The 25,761-nt window shown below is 43.0% G+C and carries 27 protein-coding genes; 20 read left to right on the forward strand and 7 right to left on the reverse strand.

From position 1 onward, the window contains the following. Window positions 1–35 precede the first annotated feature (35 nt). Entirely contained in the window at window positions 36–632 is a 597-nt protein-coding gene (locus tag K0625_RS17650; RefSeq protein WP_220110898.1) for a hypothetical protein, read from the forward strand. A 21-nt stretch (window positions 633–653) separates the two neighbouring features. Next, entirely contained in the window at window positions 654–1,289 is a 636-nt protein-coding gene (locus K0625_RS17655) for a hypothetical protein (RefSeq protein ID WP_220110899.1), read from the forward strand. An 84-nt stretch (window positions 1,290–1,373) separates the two neighbouring features. Here the strand turns inward: K0625_RS17655 and K0625_RS17660 are convergent, their stop codons facing one another. From K0625_RS17660 to K0625_RS17670, 3 genes are all read right to left on the reverse strand, one after another. After that, window positions 1,374–2,030 (reverse strand): NAD(P)H-dependent oxidoreductase, encoded by a 657-nt coding sequence (locus K0625_RS17660; RefSeq protein ID WP_220110900.1) that lies wholly within the window; start codon window positions 2,028–2,030, stop codon window positions 1,374–1,376. 89 nt (window positions 2,031–2,119) lie between these two features. Beyond that, window positions 2,120–2,410 carry a putative quinol monooxygenase gene (locus K0625_RS17665; RefSeq protein ID WP_220110901.1) on the reverse strand — a complete coding sequence of 97 codons (291 nt, stop codon included), beginning with the start codon at window positions 2,408–2,410 and terminating at the stop codon, window positions 2,120–2,122. 132 nt (window positions 2,411–2,542) lie between these two features. After that, window positions 2,543–3,445 (reverse strand): LysR family transcriptional regulator, encoded by a 903-nt coding sequence (locus tag K0625_RS17670; protein ID WP_220110902.1) that lies wholly within the window; start codon window positions 3,443–3,445, stop codon window positions 2,543–2,545. A gap of 143 nt (window positions 3,446–3,588) precedes the next feature. Between K0625_RS17670 and K0625_RS17675 the strand changes: the two genes are divergently transcribed. The 10 genes from K0625_RS17675 to K0625_RS17720 all read left to right on the forward strand — a co-directional run bounded on the left by K0625_RS17675 (window position 3,589) and on the right by K0625_RS17720 (window position 13,133). Continuing rightward, window positions 3,589–4,575: a glutathione S-transferase family protein gene (locus tag K0625_RS17675; protein ID WP_220110903.1), complete on the forward strand. Its 987-nt coding sequence runs from the start codon at window positions 3,589–3,591 to the stop codon at window positions 4,573–4,575. 12 nt (window positions 4,576–4,587) lie between these two features. Further along, window positions 4,588–5,568, forward strand: coding sequence for a glutathione S-transferase family protein (locus K0625_RS17680; RefSeq protein WP_220110904.1), 981 nt, complete (start codon window positions 4,588–4,590; stop codon window positions 5,566–5,568). 39 nt (window positions 5,569–5,607) lie between these two features. Next, entirely contained in the window at window positions 5,608–6,750 is a 1,143-nt protein-coding gene (locus K0625_RS17685; protein ID WP_220110905.1) for a questin oxidase family protein, read from the forward strand. An 86-nt stretch (window positions 6,751–6,836) separates the two neighbouring features. Further along, complete coding sequence (locus K0625_RS17690) at window positions 6,837–7,367, forward strand: peroxiredoxin-like family protein (protein WP_220110906.1); 531 nt, start codon at window positions 6,837–6,839, stop codon at window positions 7,365–7,367. 257 nt (window positions 7,368–7,624) lie between these two features. Next, window positions 7,625–8,908 (forward strand): ergothioneine biosynthesis protein EgtB, encoded by a 1,284-nt coding sequence (gene egtB, locus K0625_RS17695; RefSeq protein ID WP_220110907.1) that lies wholly within the window; start codon window positions 7,625–7,627, stop codon window positions 8,906–8,908. Next, complete coding sequence (locus tag K0625_RS17700) at window positions 8,899–9,888, forward strand: L-histidine N(alpha)-methyltransferase (RefSeq protein WP_220110908.1); 990 nt, start codon at window positions 8,899–8,901, stop codon at window positions 9,886–9,888. Before egtB ends, K0625_RS17700 begins: the two co-directional genes overlap by 10 nt. Window positions 9,889–9,955: 67 nt before the next feature. Then, complete coding sequence (locus tag K0625_RS17705; protein WP_220110909.1) at window positions 9,956–11,368, forward strand: mercuric reductase; 1,413 nt, start codon at window positions 9,956–9,958, stop codon at window positions 11,366–11,368. 6 nt (window positions 11,369–11,374) lie between these two features. Continuing rightward, window positions 11,375–11,683, forward strand: a complete 309-nt coding sequence (locus tag K0625_RS17710; RefSeq protein WP_500142632.1) for a DUF427 domain-containing protein — start codon at window positions 11,375–11,377, stop codon at window positions 11,681–11,683. Between the two features lie 57 nt (window positions 11,684–11,740). Further along, window positions 11,741–12,187, forward strand: a complete 447-nt coding sequence (gene msrB, locus K0625_RS17715; RefSeq protein ID WP_012325061.1) for a peptide-methionine (R)-S-oxide reductase MsrB — start codon at window positions 11,741–11,743, stop codon at window positions 12,185–12,187. Window positions 12,188–12,242: 55 nt separating this feature from the next. Then, window positions 12,243–13,133, forward strand: a complete 891-nt coding sequence (locus K0625_RS17720) for a PhzF family phenazine biosynthesis protein (RefSeq protein WP_220110911.1) — start codon at window positions 12,243–12,245, stop codon at window positions 13,131–13,133. A 46-nt stretch (window positions 13,134–13,179) separates the two neighbouring features. Here K0625_RS17720 and K0625_RS17725 read toward each other — a convergent pair whose 3' ends face one another. Then, complete coding sequence (locus K0625_RS17725; protein WP_220110912.1) at window positions 13,180–13,524, reverse strand: TraR/DksA family transcriptional regulator; 345 nt, start codon at window positions 13,522–13,524, stop codon at window positions 13,180–13,182. Between the two features lie 128 nt (window positions 13,525–13,652). Here K0625_RS17725 and K0625_RS17730 point away from each other — a divergent pair, with 128 nt between their 5' ends. From K0625_RS17730 to K0625_RS17740, 3 genes are all read left to right on the forward strand, one after another. Continuing rightward, window positions 13,653–15,131 carry an alkaline phosphatase D family protein gene (locus tag K0625_RS17730; RefSeq protein WP_220110913.1) on the forward strand — a complete coding sequence of 493 codons (1,479 nt, stop codon included), beginning with the start codon at window positions 13,653–13,655 and terminating at the stop codon, window positions 15,129–15,131. Window positions 15,132–15,171: 40 nt separating this feature from the next. After that, entirely contained in the window at window positions 15,172–15,993 is an 822-nt protein-coding gene (locus K0625_RS17735) for a LytR/AlgR family response regulator transcription factor (protein ID WP_220110914.1), read from the forward strand. 184 nt (window positions 15,994–16,177) lie between these two features. Then, window positions 16,178–17,317, forward strand: coding sequence for a Kelch repeat-containing protein (locus K0625_RS17740; protein WP_220110915.1), 1,140 nt, complete (start codon window positions 16,178–16,180; stop codon window positions 17,315–17,317). Window positions 17,318–17,399: 82 nt separating this feature from the next. Here the strand turns inward: K0625_RS17740 and K0625_RS17745 are convergent, their stop codons facing one another. After that, window positions 17,400–18,278 (reverse strand): LysR family transcriptional regulator, encoded by an 879-nt coding sequence (locus tag K0625_RS17745; RefSeq protein WP_220110916.1) that lies wholly within the window; start codon window positions 18,276–18,278, stop codon window positions 17,400–17,402. A 240-nt stretch (window positions 18,279–18,518) separates the two neighbouring features. Between K0625_RS17745 and K0625_RS17750 the strand changes: the two genes are divergently transcribed. The 3 genes from K0625_RS17750 (at window position 18,519) to K0625_RS17760 (ending at window position 21,169) form a co-directional block, all read left to right on the forward strand. After that, window positions 18,519–19,349, forward strand: a complete 831-nt coding sequence (locus K0625_RS17750) for a nuclear transport factor 2 family protein (protein ID WP_220110917.1) — start codon at window positions 18,519–18,521, stop codon at window positions 19,347–19,349. Window positions 19,350–19,545: 196 nt separating this feature from the next. After that, a complete protein-coding gene (locus tag K0625_RS17755; RefSeq protein ID WP_269902814.1) occupies window positions 19,546–20,358 on the forward strand; it encodes a protein-ADP-ribose hydrolase in 813 nt (270 codons plus the stop codon). After that, entirely contained in the window at window positions 20,345–21,169 is an 825-nt protein-coding gene (locus K0625_RS17760; protein WP_220110918.1) for an SIR2 family NAD-dependent protein deacylase, read from the forward strand. The genes K0625_RS17755 and K0625_RS17760 overlap by 14 nt, the downstream gene beginning before the upstream one ends. A 514-nt stretch (window positions 21,170–21,683) precedes the next feature. Here K0625_RS17760 and K0625_RS17765 read toward each other — a convergent pair. Further along, complete coding sequence (locus K0625_RS17765) at window positions 21,684–21,899, reverse strand: AbrB family transcriptional regulator (protein WP_220110919.1); 216 nt, start codon at window positions 21,897–21,899, stop codon at window positions 21,684–21,686. An 805-nt stretch (window positions 21,900–22,704) separates the two neighbouring features. Between K0625_RS17765 and K0625_RS17770 the strand changes: the two genes are divergently transcribed. Further along, a complete protein-coding gene (locus K0625_RS17770; protein ID WP_220110920.1) occupies window positions 22,705–23,385 on the forward strand; it encodes a hypothetical protein in 681 nt (226 codons plus the stop codon). A 244-nt stretch (window positions 23,386–23,629) separates the two neighbouring features. Continuing rightward, on the forward strand, window positions 23,630–25,003 hold the full coding sequence (locus tag K0625_RS17775) for an AlbA family DNA-binding domain-containing protein (RefSeq protein ID WP_220110921.1): 1,374 nt from the start codon (window positions 23,630–23,632) through the stop codon (window positions 25,001–25,003). Window positions 25,004–25,376: 373 nt separating this feature from the next. Here the strand turns inward: K0625_RS17775 and K0625_RS17780 are convergent, their stop codons facing one another. Continuing rightward, a complete protein-coding gene (locus K0625_RS17780; RefSeq protein WP_220110922.1) occupies window positions 25,377–25,571 on the reverse strand; it encodes a hypothetical protein in 195 nt (64 codons plus the stop codon). Between the last annotated feature and the right edge of the window lie 190 nt (window positions 25,572–25,761).

Below are 25,761 nucleotides of genomic sequence, written 5' to 3' on the forward strand. Positions count from 1 at the left end.
TACTTTATCTTATGGCAATAGCTAAGGAGTTGGATATGAGACTGTATAAATACCGTGGTTTTGAGAACCTAGAATTCGCACTGGATATATTTATTAACCAGCGTCTGTTTGCGGCAGATTTTAAGTCTCTTAACGATCCTATGGAGGGGCGTTATATCTACTCCAAAGGGATGTTGTCTAAAGAGGAGATATCAAGGATCCGTGGACGAAAGTCTGAGTTTAAAATTCTCTCCTTGAGCGAAACCGCTGTCAATATGTTGATGTGGTCCTATTACAGTGAGGGTCATAAAGGATTTGCTGTGGGTGTTGAAGTCTTAGAGGAAGGTGTCTCTATTGAGCCTGTTACTTATGTGGACGATCTTAAACTGAATAAAGAGGAGGGCGATATCGCAAAAGCCATACTCACGAAAAAGCTGAAATTGTGGTCCCATGAGAGAGAACATCGAGTCTTTGCTCAAGGTTCGCCCTTTGTTGCTGTAAAAGTAAAGGAGCTGGTATTTGGTATTAACACCGAACCAAGACAGAGTGAGTTACTCACAGCTATTGCGAAAAAGTTTTGCCCTGGAATTACTGTTCGTCACTTAGCGCGTACAGACATTGAAACAGGTGAGTTGGATGAATATGAGATATAACAACAGTAATGGATGAGTGTAATGAGTATTGAAAAAAAGGAAGCAAAGAGAGAAACAAAGTACAGCCGTCTATGGGGAGTCCTTGTGGTGCTAGTCATCTCATTTGTGGCTTGGAAGGTTCAGCCTATCAGTTTGGAGATAAACGATCCCGTTGAAAAAGCGGCATCACTCTTAGGCACATTGATCTTCTTATCACTGTTTGTTGAAAGAGCCATAGAGGTGTTTCTCTCTGCTTGGAGAAGTGCTGGTGCCGATGAGCTGGACAGAGAGATCGGGATAAGGACAAATGCACTTGAGAAATATCTTCAATCACAACCCGATGAGGTTGCAGCTGAAGAGTCTGCCCAATACAAGAGTTTATCGACAAGTCTTGAGGAGATAGAGAAAGAGAGAGCCGAATACAGAGCCGGTTCACGGTTTATCTCACAGTGGTTAGGTCTTGGAATGGGGATGATGATCGCCTTTATTGGGGTCAGGATCATAGGCACGATTGTTAATGTAGAGCAGGCAAATCTTGAAGGATATCAAGCTGCGCTCTTCTTGATTATCGATATTATCTTTACTGGCGCCGTTTTAGCTGGTGGCTCAGATTCTATCAATAAGATAATGAAGGTCTATAACAGTGTGATGGCGAAGACGATTAAGCAGGCGAGCTAATATCAATCAGTATTGAGTGTTAAAAAATAGCTCCACTAAGGAGCTATTTTTATGTTGCCGTATACTACTGTATAAAGCTTGGTATTAGATCACTGTGAGCACATCTTGCATCGCTAAGCGGGATTTTGGCAGTGCGGCATTGTAATCCTCTTCTGAGTGATGGTAGCCAGCAGCGAGGGCGACTTCACACACAAATCCATCTAACTCAGTTTTAAATATCTCACCAATCAGCTCACTGTCAACGCCCTCCATTGGGGTTGAATCAATGCCCAAACGAGCCAATACATGCATGGTGTTGCCCAGTGCTAAATAGGTCTGGGACTTTGTCCATGCAGCGTTGTTACCGTTAGCGTCAGTATTTAGCTCGGCAAAAGCATAACCGCCAAATGCTTGCTCTCGATCTTGTGGTTTCGTACGTCCATCCTCAATCCCTTTATCGACCACATTTGCATAATCATCACGAGTATAACTTGGGTTATGGGCAAACAGTATGATGTGAGAGGCAGCTTTAATATGAGGTTGATTAAACTGATATTTATTAGCAAACGTTTCATGCATTCGCTGTTTGGCCTCATCACTCTCAATCACGATGAACTTCCATGGCTGAGAGTTGATGGATGAGGCAGATAGGCGCATCGCCTCATAAATAATCTCTAGATCGCTCTGAGATATACGCTTTGAAGCATCATACTTTTTTGCTGTGTGGCGCTGGTTAAGGTCTTTAATAATAGGGTGAGTCATAACTATTTCCATTCATTTATCGTTTCTATGATGAGTCATCGATTCGACAGCTCTTCCATACTTCATTGTTTGCACTGTTGTCTGTTGATTTAAGCTATCTGAGTCATCTCACTGAGGGTAAACTGCTCAACACTATCTTGTGTTTCAGTGATATAGGCCTCTATATGCGCACTGCTCATATGCTGTTGCCACAACTCTCTTGACGTCCAGTTTTCATAGAACGAAAAATGAGCAGGGTTTTCATTATCTTGATGAAGGTCGTAATTGACGCAACCAGGTTCAGCACGTGTTGGTTCAATGAGCTTAAGGAGTGCAGCCTTCACCTGTTTAACCTTGTCAGTTTTTGCGATGATGTTTGCCTGAATGGTTAAGTTTGTCATTGTTTCATCCTCAATAATGGGTGAGAGCGCACACTCTTTGTCGTCGATGCAGAGAGTTTAGAGTTAATGTGATTAATTAAAAACAGGCTAATAAAAGAATCTTTATCAAAATAATATTGATAATAATCGAGACTACTTCTCCCAATAAGGGGTTTCGCCGAAATGCTCACTTAAAAAATCGATTAACATGCGGACCTTCTTGGGGAGGTAACGGTTTTGTGGGTATACCGCATAAGCGTTCATTTGAGCTAGTTGGTGATCAGGCATCACAGATTGAAGTGTCCCACTAGCAAGTTCTTGCCAAACGATAAAGCGAGGTAGAAAGGCGATCCCATGACCTGAAACCGCCATGGCTTTTAAAAAGTCTCCGTTGTTGGCGATACAGTGACTCTCCATAGGCACGGTAAACTTTTTATTCTCTTTATTGATGAGCTCGATACCTGCGAGCGGCATTCGGGAGTAACGCAGCAGTGGGTGACTTTTTAACTGCTCAGGCGTTGAGGGACTGCCGTTAAGTGCTAAATAATCAGGACTAGCACACAAAATGTGACTGATAGGTGCGATGGCGCGAGCATGCATACTTGAGTCGGCTAAAGTACCGATTCGAATGGCAAGATCAAACCCCTCTTCGACGAGATCGATATAGCGGTCTGAAAAATCAAGATCCATCTGCAAACTAGGGTGCTGCTTTGCAAATAGCTCTAAAGCTTTGACTAAATGTACGACTCCAAATGAGAGAGGCACCGCAAGCTTTAATGCGCCATTTAAACTCTGTTGGACAGAGGAGATCTGGCAGTTAAGGTCATCGACCTCCTCTAAGATCAATTTACATTTCTGATAGTAGGCATTACCCGCCTCGGTGAGGCTAGATTTACGAGTTGTACGGTTAATGAGCTTGACGCTTAGCTGCTTCTCTATCTCAGATAGTCGCTTACTGACTGCCGACTTAGCGAGGTTGAGCTGCTCTGCTGCTTTAGTGATCCCACCAGTCTCAACGACCTTGATAAAGATCTGCATATTTTCTAACTGACCCATGTGTTATCCGCTCCTACCTATAATTTCTCAGTAGACTAACAAGTTTGTTCTCATACTGCGAACAATCTGTGCGCATAATTACTGTTTATTCATTATGGGGGAGTGGTTAATCTGCATAACAACACATTAATTAGGAGATGAGCATGGGATTATTAGTAGAGGGTAAATGGCAGGACACTTGGTATGACACTCAATCTACCGGTGGCAAGTTTGAGCGTAAAGCATCGAGCTTTAGAAACTGGATAACCAAAGATGGCTCAGCGGGACCTTCTGGGATCGGCGGTTTTAAGGCGGAGGCGGATCGATATCATCTTTATGTGTCCTTGGCCTGTCCTTGGGCTCATCGCACCATCATCTACCGCAAGTTGAAGGGGCTGGATAAGATGATCTCCATGTCAGTCGTGAATGCGTTTATGGGCGAGGAGGGATGGAGCTTTGAATCTGGTGAAGGTGTGGTACCGGATCCGATATTAGGAGCCAAGTATGCCCACCAACTCTACACAGAGGCGGATGCTAACTATACAGGCAGAGTGACGGTACCCATTTTATGGGACAAGCACACCCACACTATTGTCAGTAATGAGTCGGCAGAGATCATACGTATGTTTAATTCCGCCTTTGATGAGGTTGGTGCAACGGCGCTGGACTTTGCTCCCGAGAGCCTGATCAGGGAGATAGATCAGATGAACGATTATATCTATCCCAATATCAACAATGGTGTTTATCGAGCGGGATTTGCCACAACACAACAGGCTTATGATGATGCGGTAGATGAAGTCTTCACTGCGCTAGATACCTTAGAGAGCAGACTTGAGAGCCAAAGATACCTGATAGGTGATGAGATCACTGAAGCTGACTGGCGTCTTTTTACCACCTTAGTGCGTTTCGATCCTGTGTATGTGGGCCATTTTAAGTGCAATAAAAAGCGCATTGTCGATTACCCCAATTTGTGGGGATATTTAAGAGACCTCTATCAGCAGCCAGGCATTGCCGACACGGTCGATATCCCCTACATCAAGGCGCACTACTACGGCAGTCATGAATCGATTAATCCAACGCGAATTGTGCCAAAAGGGCCGTTAGTGGATTTCACCACTGAACATCACAGAGAGAAACTCTCAGAAAAATAGGGTTGAAAAGGTATGGGAAAGTTAATAGAGGGGAGGTGGTTTACCGATCCTCAAGTAGAGGCATTTGAGAAGCAGCAGTACCAAGAAAACCAAGGCCATTTTCAGCGTGGCAGTGCGAAATTTCGAAACTGGATCACAAAAGATGGCAGTGCGGGGTCGAGCGGCATTGGTGGGTTTAAAGCCGAAGCTGGACGTTACCATCTGTTTGCCGCTTTGAACTGCCCTTGGGCGCACAGGACACTTATCTATCGCAGTATAAAAGGGTTAGAGGAGGTGATCAGCTGTTCCCTAGTTAAGCCACTTAGAAGCGATCAAGGCTGGGTGTTTGATAGTTCTGGACGCTTTAGCGATGAGCTGTATCACTTAGAGAATATGCATTCACTCTACAGTTTAGCTGCGCCAGATTATACCGGTAGGGTCACAGTGCCTGTTTTATGGGATAAGCAGCAAAAGAGCATAGTCAGCACTGAGTCTTCTGAGATTATTCGAATGTTTAATCAATCGTTTAATCAAATCACTAACAATAAGGAGGATTACTATCCAGCGTCATTAGCTGAGCAGATTGATGAGCTTAACGAGTTTATATATAGCAATCTCAACAATGGCGTCTATCAAGCGGGTTTTGCCCGTGAACAGCAAGCCTATGATGAAGCTGTTACTAAAGTCTTTATGGCGTTAGAGACATTGGAGCAGCGGTTAGCGCAGGGTCCATATCTCTTAGGAGAGCAAGTGACCGAAGCTGATTGGCGACTGTTGCCGACGCTAGCGCGCTTCGATGTGGGTTATTACAGTGCATTTAAATGCAATATTAAGGCGATACGAGATTATCCAAATATCTCCCGTTATTTAACAAGGCTAGTTGAGTATCCTGGCGTGTCGCACACCATAGATTTGGATGTGTACCGCAAAGGTTATCACTCAAAAAGTCCATTAAGAAACCCTCACGGTATTGTACCTGTGGGGATGTCATCGACACTTATCCAATCGGTATAAGAATCAGCTAGAGACTAGCTAACAGATAAAGAGGCAGTTATGAGAAATATCAATAATAGCGTTCAATCATCAGCAGAATTAACTGCTTTTGTTAACAATGAGATGCGACAAGATGGTCGCTATCACCCAAATCTAGGAGGAATAACACGAAGTGGAATGGCGAATCATTTTCCTATGACCATTATGAGCTTAGCAGCACTTGGGGGAAGTGATACTGATATCAAGCGATTTAAACGTCACTGGCCAGCATCAAGGTATAGAAGCTTGATTGAAGATCTGGGGCTAAGAGAGACCAATTCAGTCACCCTGAATAACTGGCCTGATTATTTGGGGAAAGCTGAGTTTCTTGTTGAATTTAAACGGGTCTTCTTAGAAGGGATTGAAAATCTGGGCGCAGATCGGTTTATACATCATGCACTTAATATCATGGCGGATTCACTGCCCATGGGCTTGTTTCATCCTTTAATTAAGTTAAGTTTTGCCAAAATGCAGGGCGATGATGCCTTGATAGCCGATGCATTGGCCTATTTTGCTATTCGTTATCAAGACCTTTACGGCAAGCTGAGCTCGATGAAAGCTGATGAAGCTTCGGGTATTGATGTGAGTGATGGTCAGGATGCGCTACTTACATCCTGGAGCAGAGCGGCCCGTAAAGTTCAAAGTGGAGAGGTAAAGCTATCTACTTCAGGGGCGAGTTTACCCGTTAGCGAAGCACTATGTGGATCTCACACTGTGCATCAGCTGGCACTCAATCAAGGTTTTTTGATCACTGAAGCTAACTTTTCTTGCCAGATGGCTGAGATCTGTAAAGCAGCCGCTGCACTGTATCTTTATGAACCAGCCCTGACCACCTTGCATGCCGTCACCTCGGCTCAAGCGTTAGCGGATTTGACATTATCGCTACAAAATAGCGATCGTAAACTGGCTGTAAAGTTGTGGCAAAGGTATTGGATCTGGTTAACTGGTCTCTATCTAGAGAAAGGCGCACCTAAGCTTACCTTCTCTGGAGTTTATTCTGCAGCAGATCTGCTGCCAGACTGGAATAGTCTCGCTAGTACAGCGGTTAAGATTGATGAGGTCCATGAGATCAAGATGGTATTTTCGTGTAAGTGGCTGGCTGAAAACCTAGAAGATCATGAGATCTATCGTATTGTCGCCAGTCAGGTTTTAGCTGAATATTAGAAATACAGAGCACAATGATGAAGCTAGTGAGTATCAATTTTTAAATCGAAACTTTTTTTGGCTTAAGAAAAATAAAGGAGTTAACAATGACCACAAAACTTATAGCAGGAGCTTCTTTTCCCTCTATCGAGTTGCTATCAATAAACGATGAAAAAGTAACCTTAGGTAAGCCTCAAAATGGCGCGGATTGGCAGATGGTAGTCGTGTATCGCGGTAAACATTGCCCTTTGTGCACTCGTTACCTTAATGAAGTTGAAAAACTCAAACCTGAGTTTCTTAAACTTGGCGTCGATATCATTGCTGTTTCTGCGGATAGTTTAGAGCAGGCAAGAACTCACACTGAGCAACTCGATGTGAGTTACCCGATTGCTTATGGGCTAACGCTTGCTCAGATGCAGCAGCTTGGCTTGTATATTTCTAACCCTCGCTCGGCTCAGGAAACAGATCATCCATTTGCAGAGCCAGGTTTATTTGTAGTCAATGAACAGGGGCAGGCGCAGGTGATAGATATTTCCAATGGGCCATTTGTTCGTCCAGAATTAGGCGTGTTGCTTTCAGGACTTGGTTTTATTCGAAATCCTGAAAATAATTACCCAATCCGCGGTACTTATTCCTAGGCTAAAATTTTGCTTATCAAGATTGAACACCACTTTCGATCTTGATAAACATGCTAAAGGCACCAGTGACAGCGTTGCTGGTGCTCCCACAAAAATTGTTCTCTTCAATCAGTTACCCACCAAACAAAGTAAACCGTTTGCACATTAATTAGTTATTTCTTATTGATTAACCTTTGAGCTAGTAGTAGTTTTAATAGGCTATTAATCAGATGCATACGAGTGATCTAGACGAAGCCTGTCTAAAACCGAGGAAGATTATGCTTTCAACTGAAACAAAGGTGTTTTCTGAAGTCACTACCCTGTTAGATTGTTACCTCTGTGTACGCAACGATACCACAGATATTTGTCAGCCATTGACCATAGAAGATCACGCCGTACAACCCAGTGCAGAGGTGAGCCCACCTAAATGGCATCTAGGTCATACGACTTGGTTTTTTGAAGAACTCATTCTGGTTCGTTTTATGCCAGAGTATGAACGTTGGAATGAGCAATATCGTGTGTTGTTCAACTCCTACTATAAATCGGCGGGTGAACACTGGATACAGGGCGAGCGCGGTAATCTATCAAGGCCTACAGTTGATGAAGTGCAAGCGTACCGTAGTTACGTCGATCATCATATGCGCCTGTTTCTATCGAGTGAAAGCCTGCAAGATAAAGAGAGTGATGCTGAAGTGATAGCAGAAGTCGCGGAGATACTTGAGATAGGTTTACACCATGAGCAGCAACATCAAGAACTGCTCTATATGGATATTAAGTACATTCTTGGCGTGAATCCCATTACAGTGACCTATGATGATACTCAACTACTTAAAGCGGTACCTGCAACGGGTGAGCTCTGGACAAATTTTGAAGAGGGAGTATATCAGCTAGGTCACAGTGGTAGCGACTTTGCTTATGATAATGAGTCCCCACGGCACAAAACCTATATCTATCCTTTCGCTATGGCCAACCACACTGTCTCTAATGGTGAATATCTCGAATTTATTGAAGCTCAAGGTTATCGTATCGCCAAATATTGGTTAAGTCAGGGCTGGGATTGGGTCACTGAAAACCAGATAAAACAACCTCTGTATTGGTTACAGGAAGATGGCGTTTGGTATGAGTTCACGTTAAATGGTAAACATGCGCTTGACCTTAATGCCCCTGTCACACATATCAGTTACTTTGAAGCTGATGCTTTTGCCAGTTGGAAGGGGTGCCGTTTGCCTACAGAACAGGAATTTGAGATCTACCTGCAACAAAGTACGGCCGAGTACGGTCTTACAAAGACAGCTTGTCAGCCAAACGATACAAGTGCTGATGCGGGGCAGGTGTGGTGTTGGACCCGCAGTCAATATTCGGCTTATCCCGGCTTTAAGCCCTATCAAGGTGTGCTAGCGGAGTATAACGGTAAATTCATGTGTAATCAGTTTGTGTTAAAGGGCGGTTGTGTCGCAACGCCACTAGGGCACTACCGTCACACTTACCGCAACTTTTACCAACCTCAACAGAGGTGGATGTTTTCTGGGATCCGATTGAGTAAGGATATTGAATGGAGATAACTAAGCTAATTGATGAAGGCTTGTTCGATGAAGAGGCGCAAAAAGAGCAGTTTGCCATTGATGTACTGACGGGCTTATGTGCCAAACCTAAAAAGCTCTCAGCTAAATATTTTTATGATGATGCCGGCAGTGAGATTTTTCAGCAGATCACCCAACATGTCGATTATTACCCAACGCGCACAGAGTTTGAAATTCTTGATGCGATTAAAAACGATATCCCCAAGGTGATTGGTGAAGAGGAGATCGACATCATAGAGTTGGGAGCGGGCGATTGTCATAAGAGCAAACTCATACTCGATGGCTTTCTCAATGCTGGGTGTAAGGTCAATTTCTACCCGATAGATATCTCTGAACAAGCGATGACCTTGCTGCAGGATCATATCGCATCACATCCGAATTTGACCGTTCATGGCGTCGTTGCAGAATACTTTGATGGTTTACGTCTGGTACGGAAAAAGTCGAGTAACAAACAGTTAGTGCTCTTTTTAGGCTCAAACATAGGCAATTTCGACCGAGTGCAAAACCAAGGCTTTTTAAGGCGACTTTGGATGAGTCTCAACGCAGGTGATTTTGCATTACTCGGTTTCGATCTTAAAAAAGATGTCGGCGTGTTGACCGCCGCTTATAACGACTCAAGTGAGCTAACCAAGGCGTTTAACCTGAACTTACTCACGCGGATAAATAGAGAGCTAGGTGGTAATTTTGATATTGAAAAGTTTCAGCACTTTGGGGTCTACAGTCCGATTTTAGGTGCCATGGAGAGCTATGTGTTGGCTACCGAAACTCAAGAGGTCTACATCTCAGAGCTTAAACGCTCTTTTCATTTTGAAGCCTTTGAGCCAATACATCTTGAGTTTTCCTTTAAGTTTTTAAAGAGCGATATTGAGTACATCTGTCAAAAAAGTGGTTTTACAACCGTAGAACACTTTACCGATCCTAAGGCGTATTTTATGGATTCACTCTGGCAGGTGAAGAAATAAGCCTAAGGCGCCACTCAGTGTTAGCGTCTAACTCATAAAATTAACCATTTATCTGCAAGGAGTTGATATGTCAAAGCACTTTGATCTTATCTGGATTGGCACAGGGCAAGCCACCATGAGTATTGTTCCTCGTCTATTGGCCGCAGGTAAGAGAGTGGCCGTAATTGAGTCCGGTAACTTTGGTGGCACCTGTGTTAATACTGGCTGTACGCCAACTAAAACCTTAGTTGCCGCAGCAAGGGCTATTTTTCAGGCGGGCCGTGGAGATAATTTTGGTTTCAGCGTCGATAACTTGCAGGTCGATTTTGAGAAGATCATGGCGCCGCAAAAGCGCAATCGAGGCAATGCGACCTCAGGAATCGAGCAATTTCTGACAAATCATCAACACTGTACTGTGTTTAAAGGACGCGCTGAATTTGTAGACAAAAAAAGCATTAAGGTTAACGAAGAGACCTTAAGTGCTGAACATATTGTGATCCACGTGGGAGCCCGCCCGGTTAATCCCGAACTTCCTGGCATAGACAGCATCGAGTGGCTCGATAATGAGAAGTTACTTAACTTAAGCGAGCCGCCTCATCATCTGGCTATCGTTGGCGGCGGTTATATCGGGCTGGAGTTTTCACAGATCTTTCGTCGATTTGGCAGTAAGGTCACTATTTTTGAACGTGGCGCCGCTCTGCTTGCAAGAGAAGATGATGATATTGGTGAAATAGCCGAAGATATCTTAGTCTCCGAGGGGGTTGAGATCATCTATAACACTCAAATAGAGTCGGTCTCAAAAGGTGAAGGAGTTGATAAAGTCAATATTCACTACACACAGTCTGGTGAGCCGAAAACCTTAGCCGCTTCACATACCCTGTTTGCTATTGGCCGTGTACCAAACAGTGACAGTCTAAATTTAGCTGCAGCTGGGGTAGACACGGATACTCGCGGGTTTGTAAAGGTCAATCAGAGGGTTCAAACCAATCAGCCTCATATCTATGGGGTGGGCGATGTGAATGGAAAAGGTGCATTTACCCATACCTCAGTCAATGATGGTGAGATATTTTGGGATCACTATAGCCGTTTAATGGGCCTGAATGATGAGGCGCCTGAACTGGACCGTACACTCTCAATGCGTGATACCACTTACTCTATGTTTATCGATCCACCGCTGGCGCGGATCGGGATCAGTGAAAAAGAGGCGCGTCAATCTTCACGGTCTGTGCTGATGGCAACACTGCCAATGAGTCGTATCTCTCGGGCCAAGGAGAAGCAGGAAACCAAAGGAGTGGTGAAAATCTTTGTCGATGCAGAGAGTGAAGAGATTATAGGGGCAACTGTGTTTGGTACCGGTGGTGATGAGATCATTGGTGTCTTTGCTCCGTTTATGCAGAGTAAGGCCTCCTATAAAACCTTTCGCCGAGCTGTGTTCCCACACCCAACGGTTGGGGAGTTACTCCCCTGGGCATTAGATGACTTAACTTTGCTAACGGACTAATGAAATTTGATAGACAGTGAGGATAGGCCCATGAAGGCAAGCTGGAACGGCGCTGTGATCGCGCGATCTGATAAGACGATAGTCGTTGAGGGAAACCATTATTTCCCTCCAGATTCAATTAACAGTGAATATTTTACGCCAAGTGATTTTACAAGCCACTGCCCATGGAAAGGCCACGCACAATACTATTCAGTGGTTGTCGATGATAAAATTAATCAAGCTGCAGCCTGGTGTTACCCCAGAACATTAGATGCGGCAAAAGAGATAGAGAACTACATCGCCTTTTGGCGTGGTGTTGATGTAGAAGAGTCGTAAGGTTCCCCTATTTTAAGATAGGTCTAGCAGTTAATCTCAAGTCAAAAGAGGTAGATGATGAAGAGTTATGAGAAATCCGCAGCAGCAGTCGCAGCCCTAACTGAAGAGCAGTATAGAGTGACACAAGAAAATGGCACAGAGCGTCCAGGTACTGGCGAGTTGCTCAATAATAAAGAGCCGGGGATCTATGTGGATCTGGTATCAGGAGAGCCTTTATTTGCCTCATCAGATAAATATGAGTCAGGTTGCGGCTGGCCGAGCTTTACCAAGCCGATTGAGAATAACCATGTTAGTGAGCTACGTGATAATACCCATGGTATGACTCGAACTGAGGTTCGTTCAACCCACGGTGATAGCCATTTAGGTCATGTGTTTCCCGACGGCCCAGCCGATCGCGGTGGCTTACGTTACTGCATCAATTCAGCTTCTCTGCGCTTTGTCCATCGTGATGATATGACCGCCGAAGGTTATGGGGATTACCTTGACCAAGTTGAAGAGCGTTAAGCAGATAGTTAAGCGACTATAATTAAAACAGCCATCATAGTAGTAAGGGCTTGAAATGAGTACTAGTCAAACTAGCACTAACATGTTTGATGCTGATAGCACCGTAAAAATTCGCACCTTTTGCAGTTCTAACGATCATAGTCGTAAAACCTTGCCCGGCAGTTTGCAATATATTCATCTCTACTCCTCGAAAGCACGCGCAGAGTTTGCAGCTGCAAACAGTAATGTGAGTGATGGTTTCGATCATGGTTTTGTCTATATCGAGTCGCCGGGTAAAGCCTATGTAAGATGGCGTAATATCGCAGGGGAGATCCAGTTCTGTGGTAGCGGCGCCTATGCGCTTGCTTGGCATATGTTAAAGGATGAGACAGTAACTCAAGTATCGCTGCATACCATTCATCGCACACTAATCGCAGAGTCTAGTGGAAAGTCTAATGCAGACTCAGGCGCTATTTCTACCAACCCCTCTATTAAAGGGCTCAATACCGCGAGTTGTTACTTATCGATCCCAAGTTTTCATCCTGTTGAGGTGACCCATTTCAGCACTAAAACCATTATAGAAGGGCTTGAAGAGGCAGGGCACTTGTATGTCGATTGCACCTCTGGCATCTATCTATTGCAGCTAAATGATAGTGAAACACTGACAGATACCACTTGGTTAGCGAGTAAAATTGAGCAGCTTTCCAGTCTCGATATACACGGTTTTTGTGCATTTAATTGGGATAGTGAAACCAGTAGCGGCAAGCTCAGATACTTTGTGCCTTGGCACGGCCGTGACGAAGATTATGTCACAGGCTCAATTCAACAGTACCTAACCTCACTCGTGCATGATAAGTACGGCGCACAGACTCAGTATTGGCAGCAGATATCATCCTCAAGCGGTAGGCTGTTAAGTGAGTATAGAGACAGTCATATTCGATTAAGTGGGCAGTGTGAACAGTACTGACTTGTGGCGCACTTCTATTTTGAACAAGGGCTTTATAAGAGCTTAGCTAAGTCACTGTATGTCGAGCCCAAGGCAGGACTTTCAAGCACTCGAACCCGATAGGCTCGCCAGTTTGTTCACACAAGCCATAAGTGCCAGCCTTTAATCGAGCCATTGCACGCTCAATCTCACTCAGCTGTTGCCGTTGTGACTCTAACACCGAGTATGCCGCCCTTTGAGCCGCTATCTGGCTTGCCAAGTCGACTGCATCTAAGTGCGAGCATTTAGATGTTGCCTCTGTCTGTATCTCGAGCTGAGCAATATTACTACTGACCTTCTTGAGTTCATCATTGAGTAGGACTTGCAGAAAAGCTAGCTGTTCATCCGAAAGCTCAGCGTTAGTGTTTGTCATGGATTAACTCCATATTTCTTCCTTAGATTGATTAATTACCCCGTGAAGAGTAGGTTATACCGACGATAGCATAGATATAAAATATCTTAGATATGGATTGTAATTGATAAGCGAAAAGGATTTTTATCATGGCAAATAAGCTGCTTTTGGGACCCATTTTAGGGTTGGAATCTAACATCCTCTACACCATCATTTTTGTGACTGACAGTAAGATCACAAGTCCCCAAGTTAACTCACCAACCGGCACCACACTAGCCGTTAAAATCGGTGAAATGGGCGCCGGTACTGTGTGGCGAGCGGAACTGAATATCCCCCTTGGCAATGCAAGAGATATCACATACTCCATTGAATCGAACGGGCAGAGCGTCAGCGATGCACGAGGTGAATCAAAGTGGAGCTTCTATGTACCAGCAGAGCATGAGCCGCCTAAAATTGGCTACGCCTCATGCAATGGCTTCTCCGATTATAAACTCATGGCATCAACTGATAACCCCTATCGTTTGTGGGAAGAGATGGCTGAGCAGCATCAAGAAGCGCCATTTTCACTGCTCTTGATGGGAGGCGATCAGGTCTATGCGGACTCCATTTGGACCACAGTGCCAACCTTAAAGGCTTGGAATGAAGGTTCCCGTAAACAGAAGATTAAGTATACGCCGAGCAAGAGAATGAGAGACCAACTGGATCGATTTTATGTGGACCTCTATCTCGACCGCTGGAATAAACCAGCCATGGCCAAAATGCTTTCATCTATTCCATCGATAATGATGTGGGATGATCATGACATCATAGATGGTTGGGGCAGTTTTCCTGCCGATATACAAACATGCGATGTCTACAAAGCTATCTTTACCAGCGCTAAAAAACTGTTCTCCTTGTTGCAGATAAGAGGCGATTCCAATAAAACACTGCTTTGTGAACAAGCACAAAGGGCGCACTTTAGTAGTTTCGTGAAGTTTAGGCGCTTTAATATCCTCACCTTAGATAACCGCTCCGAGCGCTCAATTACTGAGGTGATGTGTAATGATCACTGGGAAGATGTACTCACAACGTTAGATACACAGTGCACCGATGGCGATCTATTAATCTTAAGCGCCGTACCTGTGGTGTATCGTGATTTCTCCTTCGCCGAGAGCGCACTAGATGCGACCCCTTGGGAGGAGGAGCTCACTGACGATCTGAAAGATCACTGGCGGGCAAAGGAGCATGAAGGCGAGCGACTAAAGCTCATCATGGGATTGCTCAAAAATGCCAAGAAACGCACGGGCAAGACGGTAATCTTATCCGGTGATGTGCACTTAGGCGGCTTGGGGATCATTCGTGACGAGCGCGGCGGCTCGACAAACAACATCCATCAGGTGATCTCATCAGGTATCGTGCATCCTGCGCCAACCTACATTCAGTGGTTAGGCATTTTAGCCGTGACCAACGATGATATGGAATACCTTGATGAAACCCGTTTAGTCACAGCCAATATGATAAAACCCCACGGCTCAAACAAATATATCCGCAACCGAAACTTCGTGACCCTGCTCGAAGGCAGTGACAGCAAGTTATGGATCAACTGGATCTGTGAAGGTAAAGATAAACCTTCCTATCCGCTGCAATAGCGCGCTGCAAACTTGCAGTCTCAGGAGGCATAGGGTGGTGATGAATAAACTAATGCTTATTTTCAAACCATCCCATGGAAATAAGCTCTTAGGCTTTTTTCTACTCGTTTTGATAGCGATAGTCACCCTTGCCATATTTCAAGACTACCTGCACTCCAAAAGAGGGGATTATCCCTTCTTCTTTTCTGAGTCTCTACTGTTTAAGAGCCTGTGGTTTCTCTTTCCACCTATCCTTTTACTTATTAAAACGGTGTTTCAACAGCGAACGATTACCACGCCACTTCAAATGGGGTTAGTGGTGTGCGTAGCCACACTTGCTCATCTATTCTTAGTGCCGCTAACCATATGGTGTCTATCTGCTATTTTTCGTGAGCAAAGCTATGGCTTTGTTAAAGTATTGACTTTTACACTATCTAACGACTTAGTTAAGATAGTATTGGTTTATGGTGTGTATCTATTTTTACTCAACTATTTAGGGGCTAAGAGTAAAAAATCTCAGTTAGAAAAGCACAAGGTTCCGTCTCAATACCTCAGCGTTAGCAATGGGAAAAATAACACTCGGATTAAACTGAGTGACATCTCTTATATTAAAGCGGCAACGCCCTATATCGCGATTCATGTAGAGAACAAACAACATCTACATTCTGAAACTTTAAAGTCCATAGGAGATAAGCTAGATCCTCGCTTCGTTAGAGTTCACAAATCAAGTATCGTCAATATAGAACACGTGCTCTCCTATAGATCACGCTTAAACGGTGATTATGATCTACTGCTTGAAGGTGGCACTGAAATCCGCTTAAGCAGAAACTACGTCAACGATTTCAAAAAATGCTTCGAACCAACTCCTCAGCTTACACAATAAACTCATCGTTTCAGGTTATTTGGCTTTGACTTCCCTCTAAACAGAGCAGAGTTTGAATCAAATATTGATGAAATCTTATGCCATTGCTATCTCTTGAGCAGAGTCTAGTTCTAGGTTGCTAGCAGCCACCACACTAAGAGCGCTATGGGTTTCATTCAGTTTCAAGGCTACTGAGGAGTGCAATATGAAATATTCAATAAAATCTAGGCAGCTAATGATACTGGCAAGCTGCCTGATATTATTTGCTTTAATGGTGAAACAAGGCTGCGCAGTTGCTGCAGAAGGTCTGCAACAAGGAAAAACAAAAACTCAAACGATTCAAATGTCGGTAGAAAGAGCCGCACACCAAGCTACAAGGCTTAAAAATGGTAAGATACTCGTGTCTGGAGGTTGTGCTCAATCTGGCTGTGAAGTCATTCATCGCTCAACTGAGTTATTCGACTCCTCTAAAAGGAAGTTCTCACCTGCAGGCGATATGCTTGAGCCTAGAGTTAGCCACGCAAGTATCTTACTCAATGACGGTAGAGTGCTTATCGTGGGAGGTTGGACGGGCAAGGGGATAAGTCGAAGTGCAGAGATATATGATGTAAAAACAAATGTATTCAAAGCAATAGCCGATATGACAACTGCGCGTATCGGCCCAGTTGTTACCCCACTTAAAGATGGCCGAATACTTATCACAGGTGGCGAGCCTAAACCTGGTTTTGGATTAAATAGCAGCGAACTGTTTGACCCAGACAGATTAACCTTCTCCCTATCAGGCAAAATGAGCGCTAATCGTGGTGCACATGTCGCCGTCGCCCTTGCCGATGGAAGAGTCTTAGTCACAGGCGGCCACAGTGCAAGAAGTGAGATTCTAAGCTCCGCTGAGATATATGCTCCTGAGACAGGCAAGTTTAGCCCCACTGGAGAGATGACAATACCACGCCACAAGCATGGGGGAATACTGCTGCCAGATGGGCGGGTGTTGCTTGTTGGTGGCTCAGATAAGCAAGATTTTCGTGGCCGCTATGCAAGTACCGAATTATTTGATCCTGATACAGGCAAATTTACTGCAGGACCGACAATGCACTGGCCAAGATTTAAAATTCGCCATTCACTGGTTTTACTGCCATCAGGAGCCGTACTGGTGGCTGGCGGCGCTGTAAAAAATGAAAGGCTTGAACCTGACTCCTTCAAGTTTGTTGAAACAGGCGATGAGTTAGCTAAACCACTGATGTTCAATTCAACATCTCTATTGCCATCGGGAGAAGTACTGGCTGTTGGCGGCTATGATGAACGAATTCAGCCATCGAAGGAAACCTGGTTAATTGGGGAGCGTTAATGCTGAGCGATAAGAGAAGGGCGCTTGTTACTTTCTCTACCTGCGTCTCTAGATAGATTGCACTCTCTACTAGAGCTCAAAGCTAGAGCGCACTAATAATGTGATTCACTAACCTTTTGGTGAGGGTATGGCGGCGAGAGGCATCTGGCCAGATGGCGATAAGTGGAAATGAAGATAGCTTCCAATTTGGCAAGATATGAACAAGCTTGCCCTCTGTAACGGATTGCTCACAAAGTGCTATCGGTAGATTGCCTATACCAAGACCATTCTCGGCAGCCGCTTTAGCACCATAGATGTTATTGGTATTAATCTGACAGATTGTATTATGAACCTCGACCTTTTGCTTGCCACGTGTGAGTGTCAATGTATCCCCAAGGCCATCCATCGATACATAGGGAAGTTTGGCAAGTTGTACTGGTTCTTGGGGCATCCCGTGTCGACTAATAAAGTTGGGGGAGGCAACCAGTATATGTTGGGTTTGAGCTAGCTTTCTGGCGATGAAGCTGGAGTCGGGCGGATTGCCAAGTCGAATGCATAAATCAAAATTGTCCTCTACCAAATCAACCAAGGTATCTGAATAGTTCAATGTGATGGAGACATGGGGGTGAAGTTCGATGAAATTTAAGATCGCATTTTCCACTTCTGGCTCAGGGACAAATGCTGGCAGAGATACATTTAACGCACCTATGGCTTCATCTTGCGCATCCATGATCTGATCAACTGCTTGGGCAGTGCCATCCAACCATTTTTTTGAGGCATCAAACAGAATTCGGCCATGTTCTGACAGCGACACTTTGCGCGTGGTTCGGTAGATAAGTGTCGTCCCTAGATGTTCTTCCAGTTTAGAGACATGGTGACTGACAACAGATGCTTGTACGCCGAGAGCGTCGGCGGCTTTGTTAAATGCGCCCGCCTCTGCGACAGCGATAAATGTTGCGATACTTTGTAGGTGCTTATACATTGTTCCAATTTATCAAACTATTAATTATAAATACACCATATTATCACATCATCACTTGTGACTTATGATAGTTATCAATATGAAACATGACTACTAAAGTGATAGTCAACTGATTGAATCTGTATCAGTAATACCTGCGCTTAAGTCTGTTCACAGCCCCACTTATCACGCTTGTCACACTTATCTACAAAGCCGATGCATCATGTATCAGTTAATCTTAAAGTTAAAGGAGTACACCCTATGAAGAAAAGTATCATTGCTGCTGCAAGTGCAGTCATCGTAAGCACTGCCGCTTTTGCTGATACACCGAAAGGAGTTGCAGTTGCTGAAATGGCATCACTGTTTAAAGACTTCGATAAAGTGCAGGCTGCAGCAACCATGGCACCAGATCTTATTCAACATAACCAGGCTGTGCCTAACGGGGCGGCTGTGCTTATCGATTTAATTCCGACACTGAAAGAGAGTGGAATTAGTGCGACAACGCACCGTTTGATCTCTGAAGGGAATATGGTGGTTGCCCATAATGAGTACAAAAATGCTAAGGTTTTTGGTGGTGATCATCTTGCTGCATTTGATGTCTTTCGTATTGAAGACGGTAAAGTGGCTGAGCATTGGGATAATCTGACACCAGTAACAGCGCCAAACCCATCGGGTCGCACCCAGTTTGATGGCACCACACTAGTCACTGATCTCGACAAAACAGCAGAGAATAAAGCTGTGGTGACCAGTTTTGTTTATGACGTTTTGCACGGAAAAGCACCGGATAAAATTACTGATTATGTCTCCACAGAAACATATTTGCAGCACAATAGCGGTGTTGCCGATGGTTTAGATGGCTTAGGCGCAGCACTTAAAGCGATGGCTGATGCGGGTTTATCCATGACTTATAGCGATACCCATATGATCATTGCCGAGGGGAATTTTGTGTTTACGGCTTCAGAAGGTGAGTTTTCTGGCGACCACGTGGCTTTTTATGATCTGTTTCGCGTCGATGGCGGCAAGATTGTTGAGCATTGGGATGTAATACAAACTATCTCTGAACAATCTGCAAACGACAGCGGTAAGTTTTAAACTATTTTTACATAGTTTGCAGACTGCTTTCATATTGCAGTGAGCTGCGGCGTTAACGTGTCGCTGCTCCGTTTTGCGTATAGCTAGAGGTCGCACTAAAGTATTTGAAAGGAGAGTTCATGCAACTTAAAGATTATGCTGACGATATCCAGCTGTTTAGCGCTTCTTTAAAGCGGAAAGGGATGTTGCGGCTCCACTGCAACAAGCCGTTAATGCCATTGCTGCAGATCCTATGTCCGCCTCATTTGTTGCGCGCTATCCGGTTCCTCATGATGCTAAAGAGCAAAGAGGGTGGTTGCAAGCGGCATTGACTGTCAGAGAACCTGGTCAACTTCTACCGGAGCTTGTTATTTGTGTCGATCAAATTCTTCAAGCTGAACTGGCAGAAAAAACGATCACTGATGCCTCAACTTTAGCGCGTCTAACAGGCATCTATCCAGCTGCAAGTAAAGTTAGTATTTGGAATGGCGATATCACCAGATTAAAAATTGATGCGGTGACGAATGCGGCTAATGATCAGATGCTAGGATGTTTTCAGCCGTTTCATAGTTGCATCGATAATGCGATAAACTGTGCTGCTGGTCCTCAGCTTCGCGAAGATTGTAGCCGATTGATGCAACTGCAAGGTAGTGATGAAACAATAGGCTCTGCAAAGATCACCAGAGCCTACAATTTACCGTCTAAGTTTGTTTTACACACCGTTGGGCCAATTATCCAACAAGGAGAGGTTCCGTCACCAGGTCAAATTGATGAATTGGCCTCTTGTTACAACGCCTGCTTGTCCCTTGCCGCTGAAGCTGGTGCGCGGTCTGTTGCTGTGTGTGGGATCTCAACTGGCGTATTTGGCTATCCCTTAGATAAGGCTGCTAATGTTGCATTACAGGCCGTTGCAAATTGGTTTGAGCTAAATCCAAATAAGCTAGATCATCTCGTCTTTAATACGTTTGGCGACAACGCAACTGAGATATATCGCAGGAAAATAGGGGAGTGGCAACATGGATCCATTTGAGCAAGCAAGAGAGGTTTTGGCCGATGCAGAGGTGGTTCTTATTGGGGCTGGTGCGGGTCTATCAGCTTCAGCAGGTCTTGATTACACTGATCAAAAAGCCTTTGCTGAACGCTTTCCTGGCATGTTGCAATATGGCTTTCGCTTTCAATATCAGCTTATGGGTTATCCATTTGATGATGAAGCCTTGAAGTGGGGTTATCTCGCTGCTGGGCTTAACCATGTTTATCATTCGCAGAAAACACAGGTATATCAAGATTTACTCAGCTTAGTGGACGATCGTGACAGCTTTGTCATCACTTCGAATGTTGATCGCTATTTTCATAAAAACGGGTTTGATACTGCAAATATCTATACACCCCAAGGTGATTATGAACGCTTTCAGTGTATGACGCCTTGCACAGATCTTGTGTGGGATGGCCGTGAATCAGTTGCATCTATGCTGCCTTATATCAACCCTGAAACCCAGTATGTAGAAAATGGAAGTACATTGCCGGTTTGTCCTAATTGCGGGGGGCCAGTTTTCATGAATGTACGTGGAGGCAGTTGGTTCATTGAAAAACCTTATGAGGCACAAGCTGATGCCATCAGTAATTGGCTCAATGATAATCTTAATCGCAAAATGGCAATTGTGGAGATTAGTGCAGGCTTTAATACGCCAGGCGTTATCCGTTTGCCATTAGAGAGCATAGCTAAGCAGTTACCAGGTGCAAGATTAATCCGGATCAGCAAAGATCACGCCGATGGACCTTCTGGAACCATTTCACTTCAAACAACAGCGGATGATGCGCTTACGCAAATCATTTCTGGCTGAGCGTGAGAAGGTTTAATAATAGCGCGATAACAAACGATGATTCGATTAAAAGTAAACTCGAACTGAAGATAGAGGGAAAACAGAAGCTTCAATGTTGATAGTCTTACTCATACAAATCCAATTTAACTAATCCCTCTTCGATTCCGTATACACAAGTTAATGTTCTATAAAAAATTATTTAAATCAATATCATGAAGTGTTATCCATAGCAAATGATGAGTTTTTAATATTTATAACTACATGTAATAGGCAAATTTCAGCATTTTCCACACATTTATCTTTAATAATTACATGAAATATTGGCTAGGTATTATAGAGGTGTGGCATGCCTATATTGGTAGGGCGTGATTTTGGCTTGTAATATACAATTAATTTTAAAGGTTATAGGTAAAATGAAAAATGAAGGCCACAGGTGGCTCATTGAGTTGCTATTTGCCTTATCACTAATGCATGTTCTCTATTTATATCGTCGATGATTATTTATGGGGGGGAAACTTTCTTACAAAGAAGGAAGCTAAGAGATAGCACTTTGTCTCGATGTATTTTCATTCATAGAGCACAAAACTTTACTATTAGCTAATATTCCTTTAGCACTTCCTTTCGTTTGCTTGACGATCGAGATAACACCCAGCCTATCGACGAAACAAGCAACATTATCACCAGCGACAATTTGTGCAATTTTACATTGTTCTACAGGTAATGTGATTTGTCTCTTAGCGTTAACTTTCATGATTACACCTCTTCACTTTTATCTTAATATTGCAGGCTGCGACCAGAAGCGCTAGTAAAAGAAGTGTAAAATAATGTTAGTTTATAAGATTTAGACTCTTTCTTGCTAAAAAATTAGCTTATTGGGCGTGTTAGTATATTTGAAATCATTGTAACTGTATGACATAAGCAAACAATTGTTTGAACCCATATTCAACTTCATTGTTTGATGCAATTGCTTTAGATATTAATCACCTTAAGAATGAGCGTCTAAGTGATAATGAACTAAAATATGGGGATAAATTGCAATGTTTACTGATGTTTCTTAGTGTCCATAAAAGAGTAATCATCGATTTCATGTGGGTAAGGTAAAGAGGAAACTCTTATCAACCTATTTGTGATCTATCGCTTGCAGCGTGCTTATGTGCAAGTAATCTCTCGGTACGCTGTAAACCCACCCTTGGGCGCTCTACGATTTCATCCCTGAAATCGAAGTTCTCGAGCTCACTTACAACTGTTCATTTGTCTCTTCGATTTTGACTTTTCTGAGTAAGTCACTAACACGGAAATGCCCCTTTATTAGTTAGTGCTTTTACTTATTTAGATGCTGTTAATGTGCATTTCCCTTATAAAAATTTATCTGAATTAAGCGTATCCAGAAATGATGTTTCACCGTGCTGTCTAACTTGTTAATTCGATCACGAAACAGTTAATTTAAAATTGAAGACCTAAATGAAAGACTGCACTATAGAGGGATGAAAGACTGCGCTTAGCAGTCTAATAAGCGTTATAAGCCTCGTAGAAAAATAAATTATAGAGACAAATTAATGGGTGATTACGCAGATTTTTGCGAGAGTTATGGTGGAAGTGCTGGTGATCCAGAGTTTATGGATAGGTGGTTAGAAGAGAACGTTTATCCATATAATGAGGATGAAGAGCGTGAATGGTATTTAGAAAACGAGAATAAACCACACTATCAATTGTTAATGGAACAACTTGAAAGTGTCGATATTATGCTCGATTTGGATGTTCCAGAAAAAGCAAAATTTAGCTTCTTAGTCATGGTTCAAGCCCACGTTGTCTCTGCTACTGAGGGGTATTTAGCTGGTGTGTTCATCCATCATGTGTGTAATTCAGATGAGCTAACACGAAAATTGGTCGAAACAGATCCTGAGTTTGCCAAACGTAAGTTTACTCTTAAGGAGATCTATCAGGAAAAAGATGCGCTAAAAGTAACAGTAGCGACTTACTTGAAAGATTTAATCTTTCATGATGTCAAAAAGATTAAGTCAATGTATCAAGCAGTATTAAGTCACAAATTTGAAAACCTGTCTTGGTTATTTAGAGCCGTAGAATTGCGACACCATTGTGTTCATCGGGCAGGATATGACAAAGAGGGGAAAATGATAGATATTTCAGTTGAGTCAATTTTAGAACTCTTGGGTGATGTAACAGATCTAGCAAATGAAATTGATACCACCATCGACAACCTAAGTTCCGTCTTATAAAGAACGGCTGTAGAGGGATTTGCAACGTATGGAATTTTGACTATGTGCAGCACTTACTGCTTAGGTTTGTAGAAGTTTAGGTATTGCAACGGTTTAGAGCAAAAAATCTAAACCGTTTTTGCCCCTTTCCAAGTTAGCACCCTTGTTGCATCACACTTAGCCCCCTCATTAATTGACTTAGATTTTCTTATGTATGATCTTGTATGAAAAGCAAAAATTGCATCATTAGAGGTTATTATCCAAAATGCATTATTCTTATTCCCCATTCAAAAAAAGATTGAATGATATAGACCACGAAGACCTTTTGTTGCTTAGAGACGTCTCAGAAGGCTGGTATGTAGACTACAAGATCAAAGGCCTTAAAGTAGCGGACTTCGCAAAACACCTTTCTGCTTTTGCTAATCAGTATGGTGGTTGGCTTATTATTGGCATTGCTGAGTCAACAAATGGCACTCGTACTGCTGGTGACTTTGTAGGAATTGAAAACTCTCATGTCGAGAAGGTATGCACTGATATCAGAGAGGCTTCATCAGCGCATATAAATCCAGAGGTGTTTTATGATGAACGAATAGTGAGGGGCCCAATCAAGGAAATAGGTTTAGAAGCCGGTAAAAGCATTATCATCATATGCGTACCTACTAGCTTCAACACTCCTCATATTCACTCGTCTGGTCGTATCTATAAACGTGTAGCAGATCAGTCTAAACCAAAAGAAGAAACAGACCGTTATCAACTCGATAAGCTTTGGTTGAGAAACCAAGAGCACAAAAAGAAAGTGTCTGATTTATTAACAACTATTCCTGAATTATCGAGCATTCAGAGTAGCACTCCGTGGCTACATGTATATCTAAAGAAATCTGATTTTCAAATCCCGCCATCAGAAAATCTTAGTTTCAGCTCTTTTCGATCAATTGTTCAAGAGCAGGGTGACAAGTTACTTCGGTCTTTTGCGCCGTTAGAGTCAGTTTCAACTACTGCGAATGGTTATATTGCAAGACAGGTAAAAGGCAATGCACCTATGTGTAATTGTTTAACATTAAGATGGTTTCACGACGGTGTTGTTCGCTTAGATATACCACTCAATAGCTATGGAATAGAAGATTTTTGCATTCAGTATAAGGGCAATAAAAACGCAGTAGAGTTTTTCAAGAATTTGCGTGAAAATGTTGACCAGAAATATTATGAGCATATACGTATTGTTGACTATTCTTTGCTAGCAACGACGCTTAACTCATTGTATGGCACGTGTTTGTATTTATTCAATGAAATAGACGATGTACGAAACAGCTTCTCATGTTTTACTCTAAGAAATACAGCACATTCTTTTCCATTCTTTGATACCGAAAGTTTTATCGAGAAAGTCAACCAAGATGGATTACCGTTAACCCATGAAAATCTTATATCGATGCCAGTCAATCCGACTGAAGAGAGTATGGATCTTATAGATATAGATTATGATTCTCTCGATTTCTCTAGCTGTATGGATGTAACCATGGCTATAACTGAACTTAGTGTTAGTACTATGACAAAAGTACTGTTTACTGTTGGAGCATTTATTGAAACAGATGACTTTAACAAGGTAAGTGATTTTTATGAATTAAAACTATCTAATAAATGACGTTCACGCCATTTTTTGCACCAAAACTGATTAGCCTTCGAATGAAGACTGATTACATTTTTTGTTGGGGGTCATTTGGTTGAAAGTGGCTTCCTTTGTCGCTCCGGCAGCACTTTTAGCCGGAGTCTAGTGGCATTGCTGTTGTCTTGTTCTTGGCTAGTATGTGTGAAAGTTCAGCCTTCAAAAAGAACATCATAGCCTATTGACCCTGAAAACCGATGCTTAATACCGCTATCCATTGCTTTAATTGCCTTAACTATATGATCTCTAGTCATTCCATTTGGTATTGGGTGTGACATCGAGACTCCACTTTCATACTGATAACATCATGTGTCGCCCTATAGCTTATAGTTGTTTGGCTTCACGTAAGCCTTTATCTTCCCTTTAATTCGTCTTTTACTACCAATAGTATGCCAACTAACTCTTCAAATTTTAAACCTTTCACTACAAAGTCATCGATACCTTTTTCCGTTTCTTTGAATAACGCATCTAGGCAGTAATCAACCCCTTCTAGCACCTCCAGAGGAGATCGGCCACTCTCAAGTTCTTTTTTATCAATGTCTCTCATTATCTATACCAAGTTTCCCATATTTATCTCATTGAATACCACATGGTTAAATATACTACAAGCTAATACAGCATAGCTAAGTTGATTCAATGGCCGAAAGATCCGCTAATGGTGGCAACTGCATAATATATTTGAAGTAAACATAGGAATACAAACCTATTTGTTGCCTCGAAATTGGACGCATGTATGA

Origin of the sequence: Shewanella nanhaiensis (assembly GCF_019457885.1) — a bacterium.
Classification (GTDB): domain Bacteria; phylum Pseudomonadota; class Gammaproteobacteria; order Enterobacterales; family Shewanellaceae; genus Shewanella; species Shewanella nanhaiensis.

Excerpts from the sequence above, each read along its gene's own strand:
- K0625_RS17760 (WP_220110918.1), top strand. The coding sequence starts at position 20,345 with ATGGATCCATTTGAGCAAGCAAGAGAGGTTTTGGCCGATGCAGAGGTG.
- K0625_RS17750 (WP_220110917.1), top strand. The coding sequence starts at position 18,519 with ATGAAGAAAAGTATCATTGCTGCTGCAAGTGCAGTCATCGTAAGCACT.
- K0625_RS17730 (WP_220110913.1), top strand. The coding sequence starts at position 13,653 with ATGGCAAATAAGCTGCTTTTGGGACCCATTTTAGGGTTGGAATCTAAC.
- K0625_RS17725 (WP_220110912.1), bottom strand. The coding sequence starts at position 13,524 with ATGACAAACACTAACGCTGAGCTTTCGGATGAACAGCTAGCTTTTCTG.
- K0625_RS17655 (WP_220110899.1), top strand. The coding sequence starts at position 654 with ATGAGTATTGAAAAAAAGGAAGCAAAGAGAGAAACAAAGTACAGCCGT.
- K0625_RS17720 (WP_220110911.1), top strand. The coding sequence starts at position 12,243 with ATGAGTACTAGTCAAACTAGCACTAACATGTTTGATGCTGATAGCACC.
- egtB (WP_220110907.1), top strand. The coding sequence starts at position 7,625 with ATGCTTTCAACTGAAACAAAGGTGTTTTCTGAAGTCACTACCCTGTTA.
- K0625_RS17650 (WP_220110898.1), top strand. The coding sequence starts at position 36 with ATGAGACTGTATAAATACCGTGGTTTTGAGAACCTAGAATTCGCACTG.
- K0625_RS17685 (WP_220110905.1), top strand. The coding sequence starts at position 5,608 with ATGAGAAATATCAATAATAGCGTTCAATCATCAGCAGAATTAACTGCT.
- K0625_RS17770 (WP_220110920.1), top strand. The coding sequence starts at position 22,705 with ATGGGTGATTACGCAGATTTTTGCGAGAGTTATGGTGGAAGTGCTGGT.
- K0625_RS17735 (WP_220110914.1), top strand. The coding sequence starts at position 15,172 with ATGAATAAACTAATGCTTATTTTCAAACCATCCCATGGAAATAAGCTC.
- msrB (WP_012325061.1), top strand. The coding sequence starts at position 11,741 with ATGAAGAGTTATGAGAAATCCGCAGCAGCAGTCGCAGCCCTAACTGAA.
- K0625_RS17780 (WP_220110922.1), bottom strand. The coding sequence starts at position 25,571 with ATGAGAGACATTGATAAAAAAGAACTTGAGAGTGGCCGATCTCCTCTG.
- K0625_RS17675 (WP_220110903.1), top strand. The coding sequence starts at position 3,589 with ATGGGATTATTAGTAGAGGGTAAATGGCAGGACACTTGGTATGACACT.
- K0625_RS17740 (WP_220110915.1), top strand. The coding sequence starts at position 16,178 with ATGAAATATTCAATAAAATCTAGGCAGCTAATGATACTGGCAAGCTGC.
- K0625_RS17670 (WP_220110902.1), bottom strand. The coding sequence starts at position 3,445 with ATGGGTCAGTTAGAAAATATGCAGATCTTTATCAAGGTCGTTGAGACT.
- K0625_RS17765 (WP_220110919.1), bottom strand. The coding sequence starts at position 21,899 with ATGAAAGTTAACGCTAAGAGACAAATCACATTACCTGTAGAACAATGT.
- K0625_RS17680 (WP_220110904.1), top strand. The coding sequence starts at position 4,588 with ATGGGAAAGTTAATAGAGGGGAGGTGGTTTACCGATCCTCAAGTAGAG.
- K0625_RS17665 (WP_220110901.1), bottom strand. The coding sequence starts at position 2,410 with ATGACAAACTTAACCATTCAGGCAAACATCATCGCAAAAACTGACAAG.
- K0625_RS17745 (WP_220110916.1), bottom strand. The coding sequence starts at position 18,278 with ATGTATAAGCACCTACAAAGTATCGCAACATTTATCGCTGTCGCAGAG.
- K0625_RS17690 (WP_220110906.1), top strand. The coding sequence starts at position 6,837 with ATGACCACAAAACTTATAGCAGGAGCTTCTTTTCCCTCTATCGAGTTG.
- K0625_RS17705 (WP_220110909.1), top strand. The coding sequence starts at position 9,956 with ATGTCAAAGCACTTTGATCTTATCTGGATTGGCACAGGGCAAGCCACC.
- K0625_RS17660 (WP_220110900.1), bottom strand. The coding sequence starts at position 2,030 with ATGACTCACCCTATTATTAAAGACCTTAACCAGCGCCACACAGCAAAA.
- K0625_RS17700 (WP_220110908.1), top strand. The coding sequence starts at position 8,899 with ATGGAGATAACTAAGCTAATTGATGAAGGCTTGTTCGATGAAGAGGCG.
- K0625_RS17775 (WP_220110921.1), top strand. The coding sequence starts at position 23,630 with ATGCATTATTCTTATTCCCCATTCAAAAAAAGATTGAATGATATAGAC.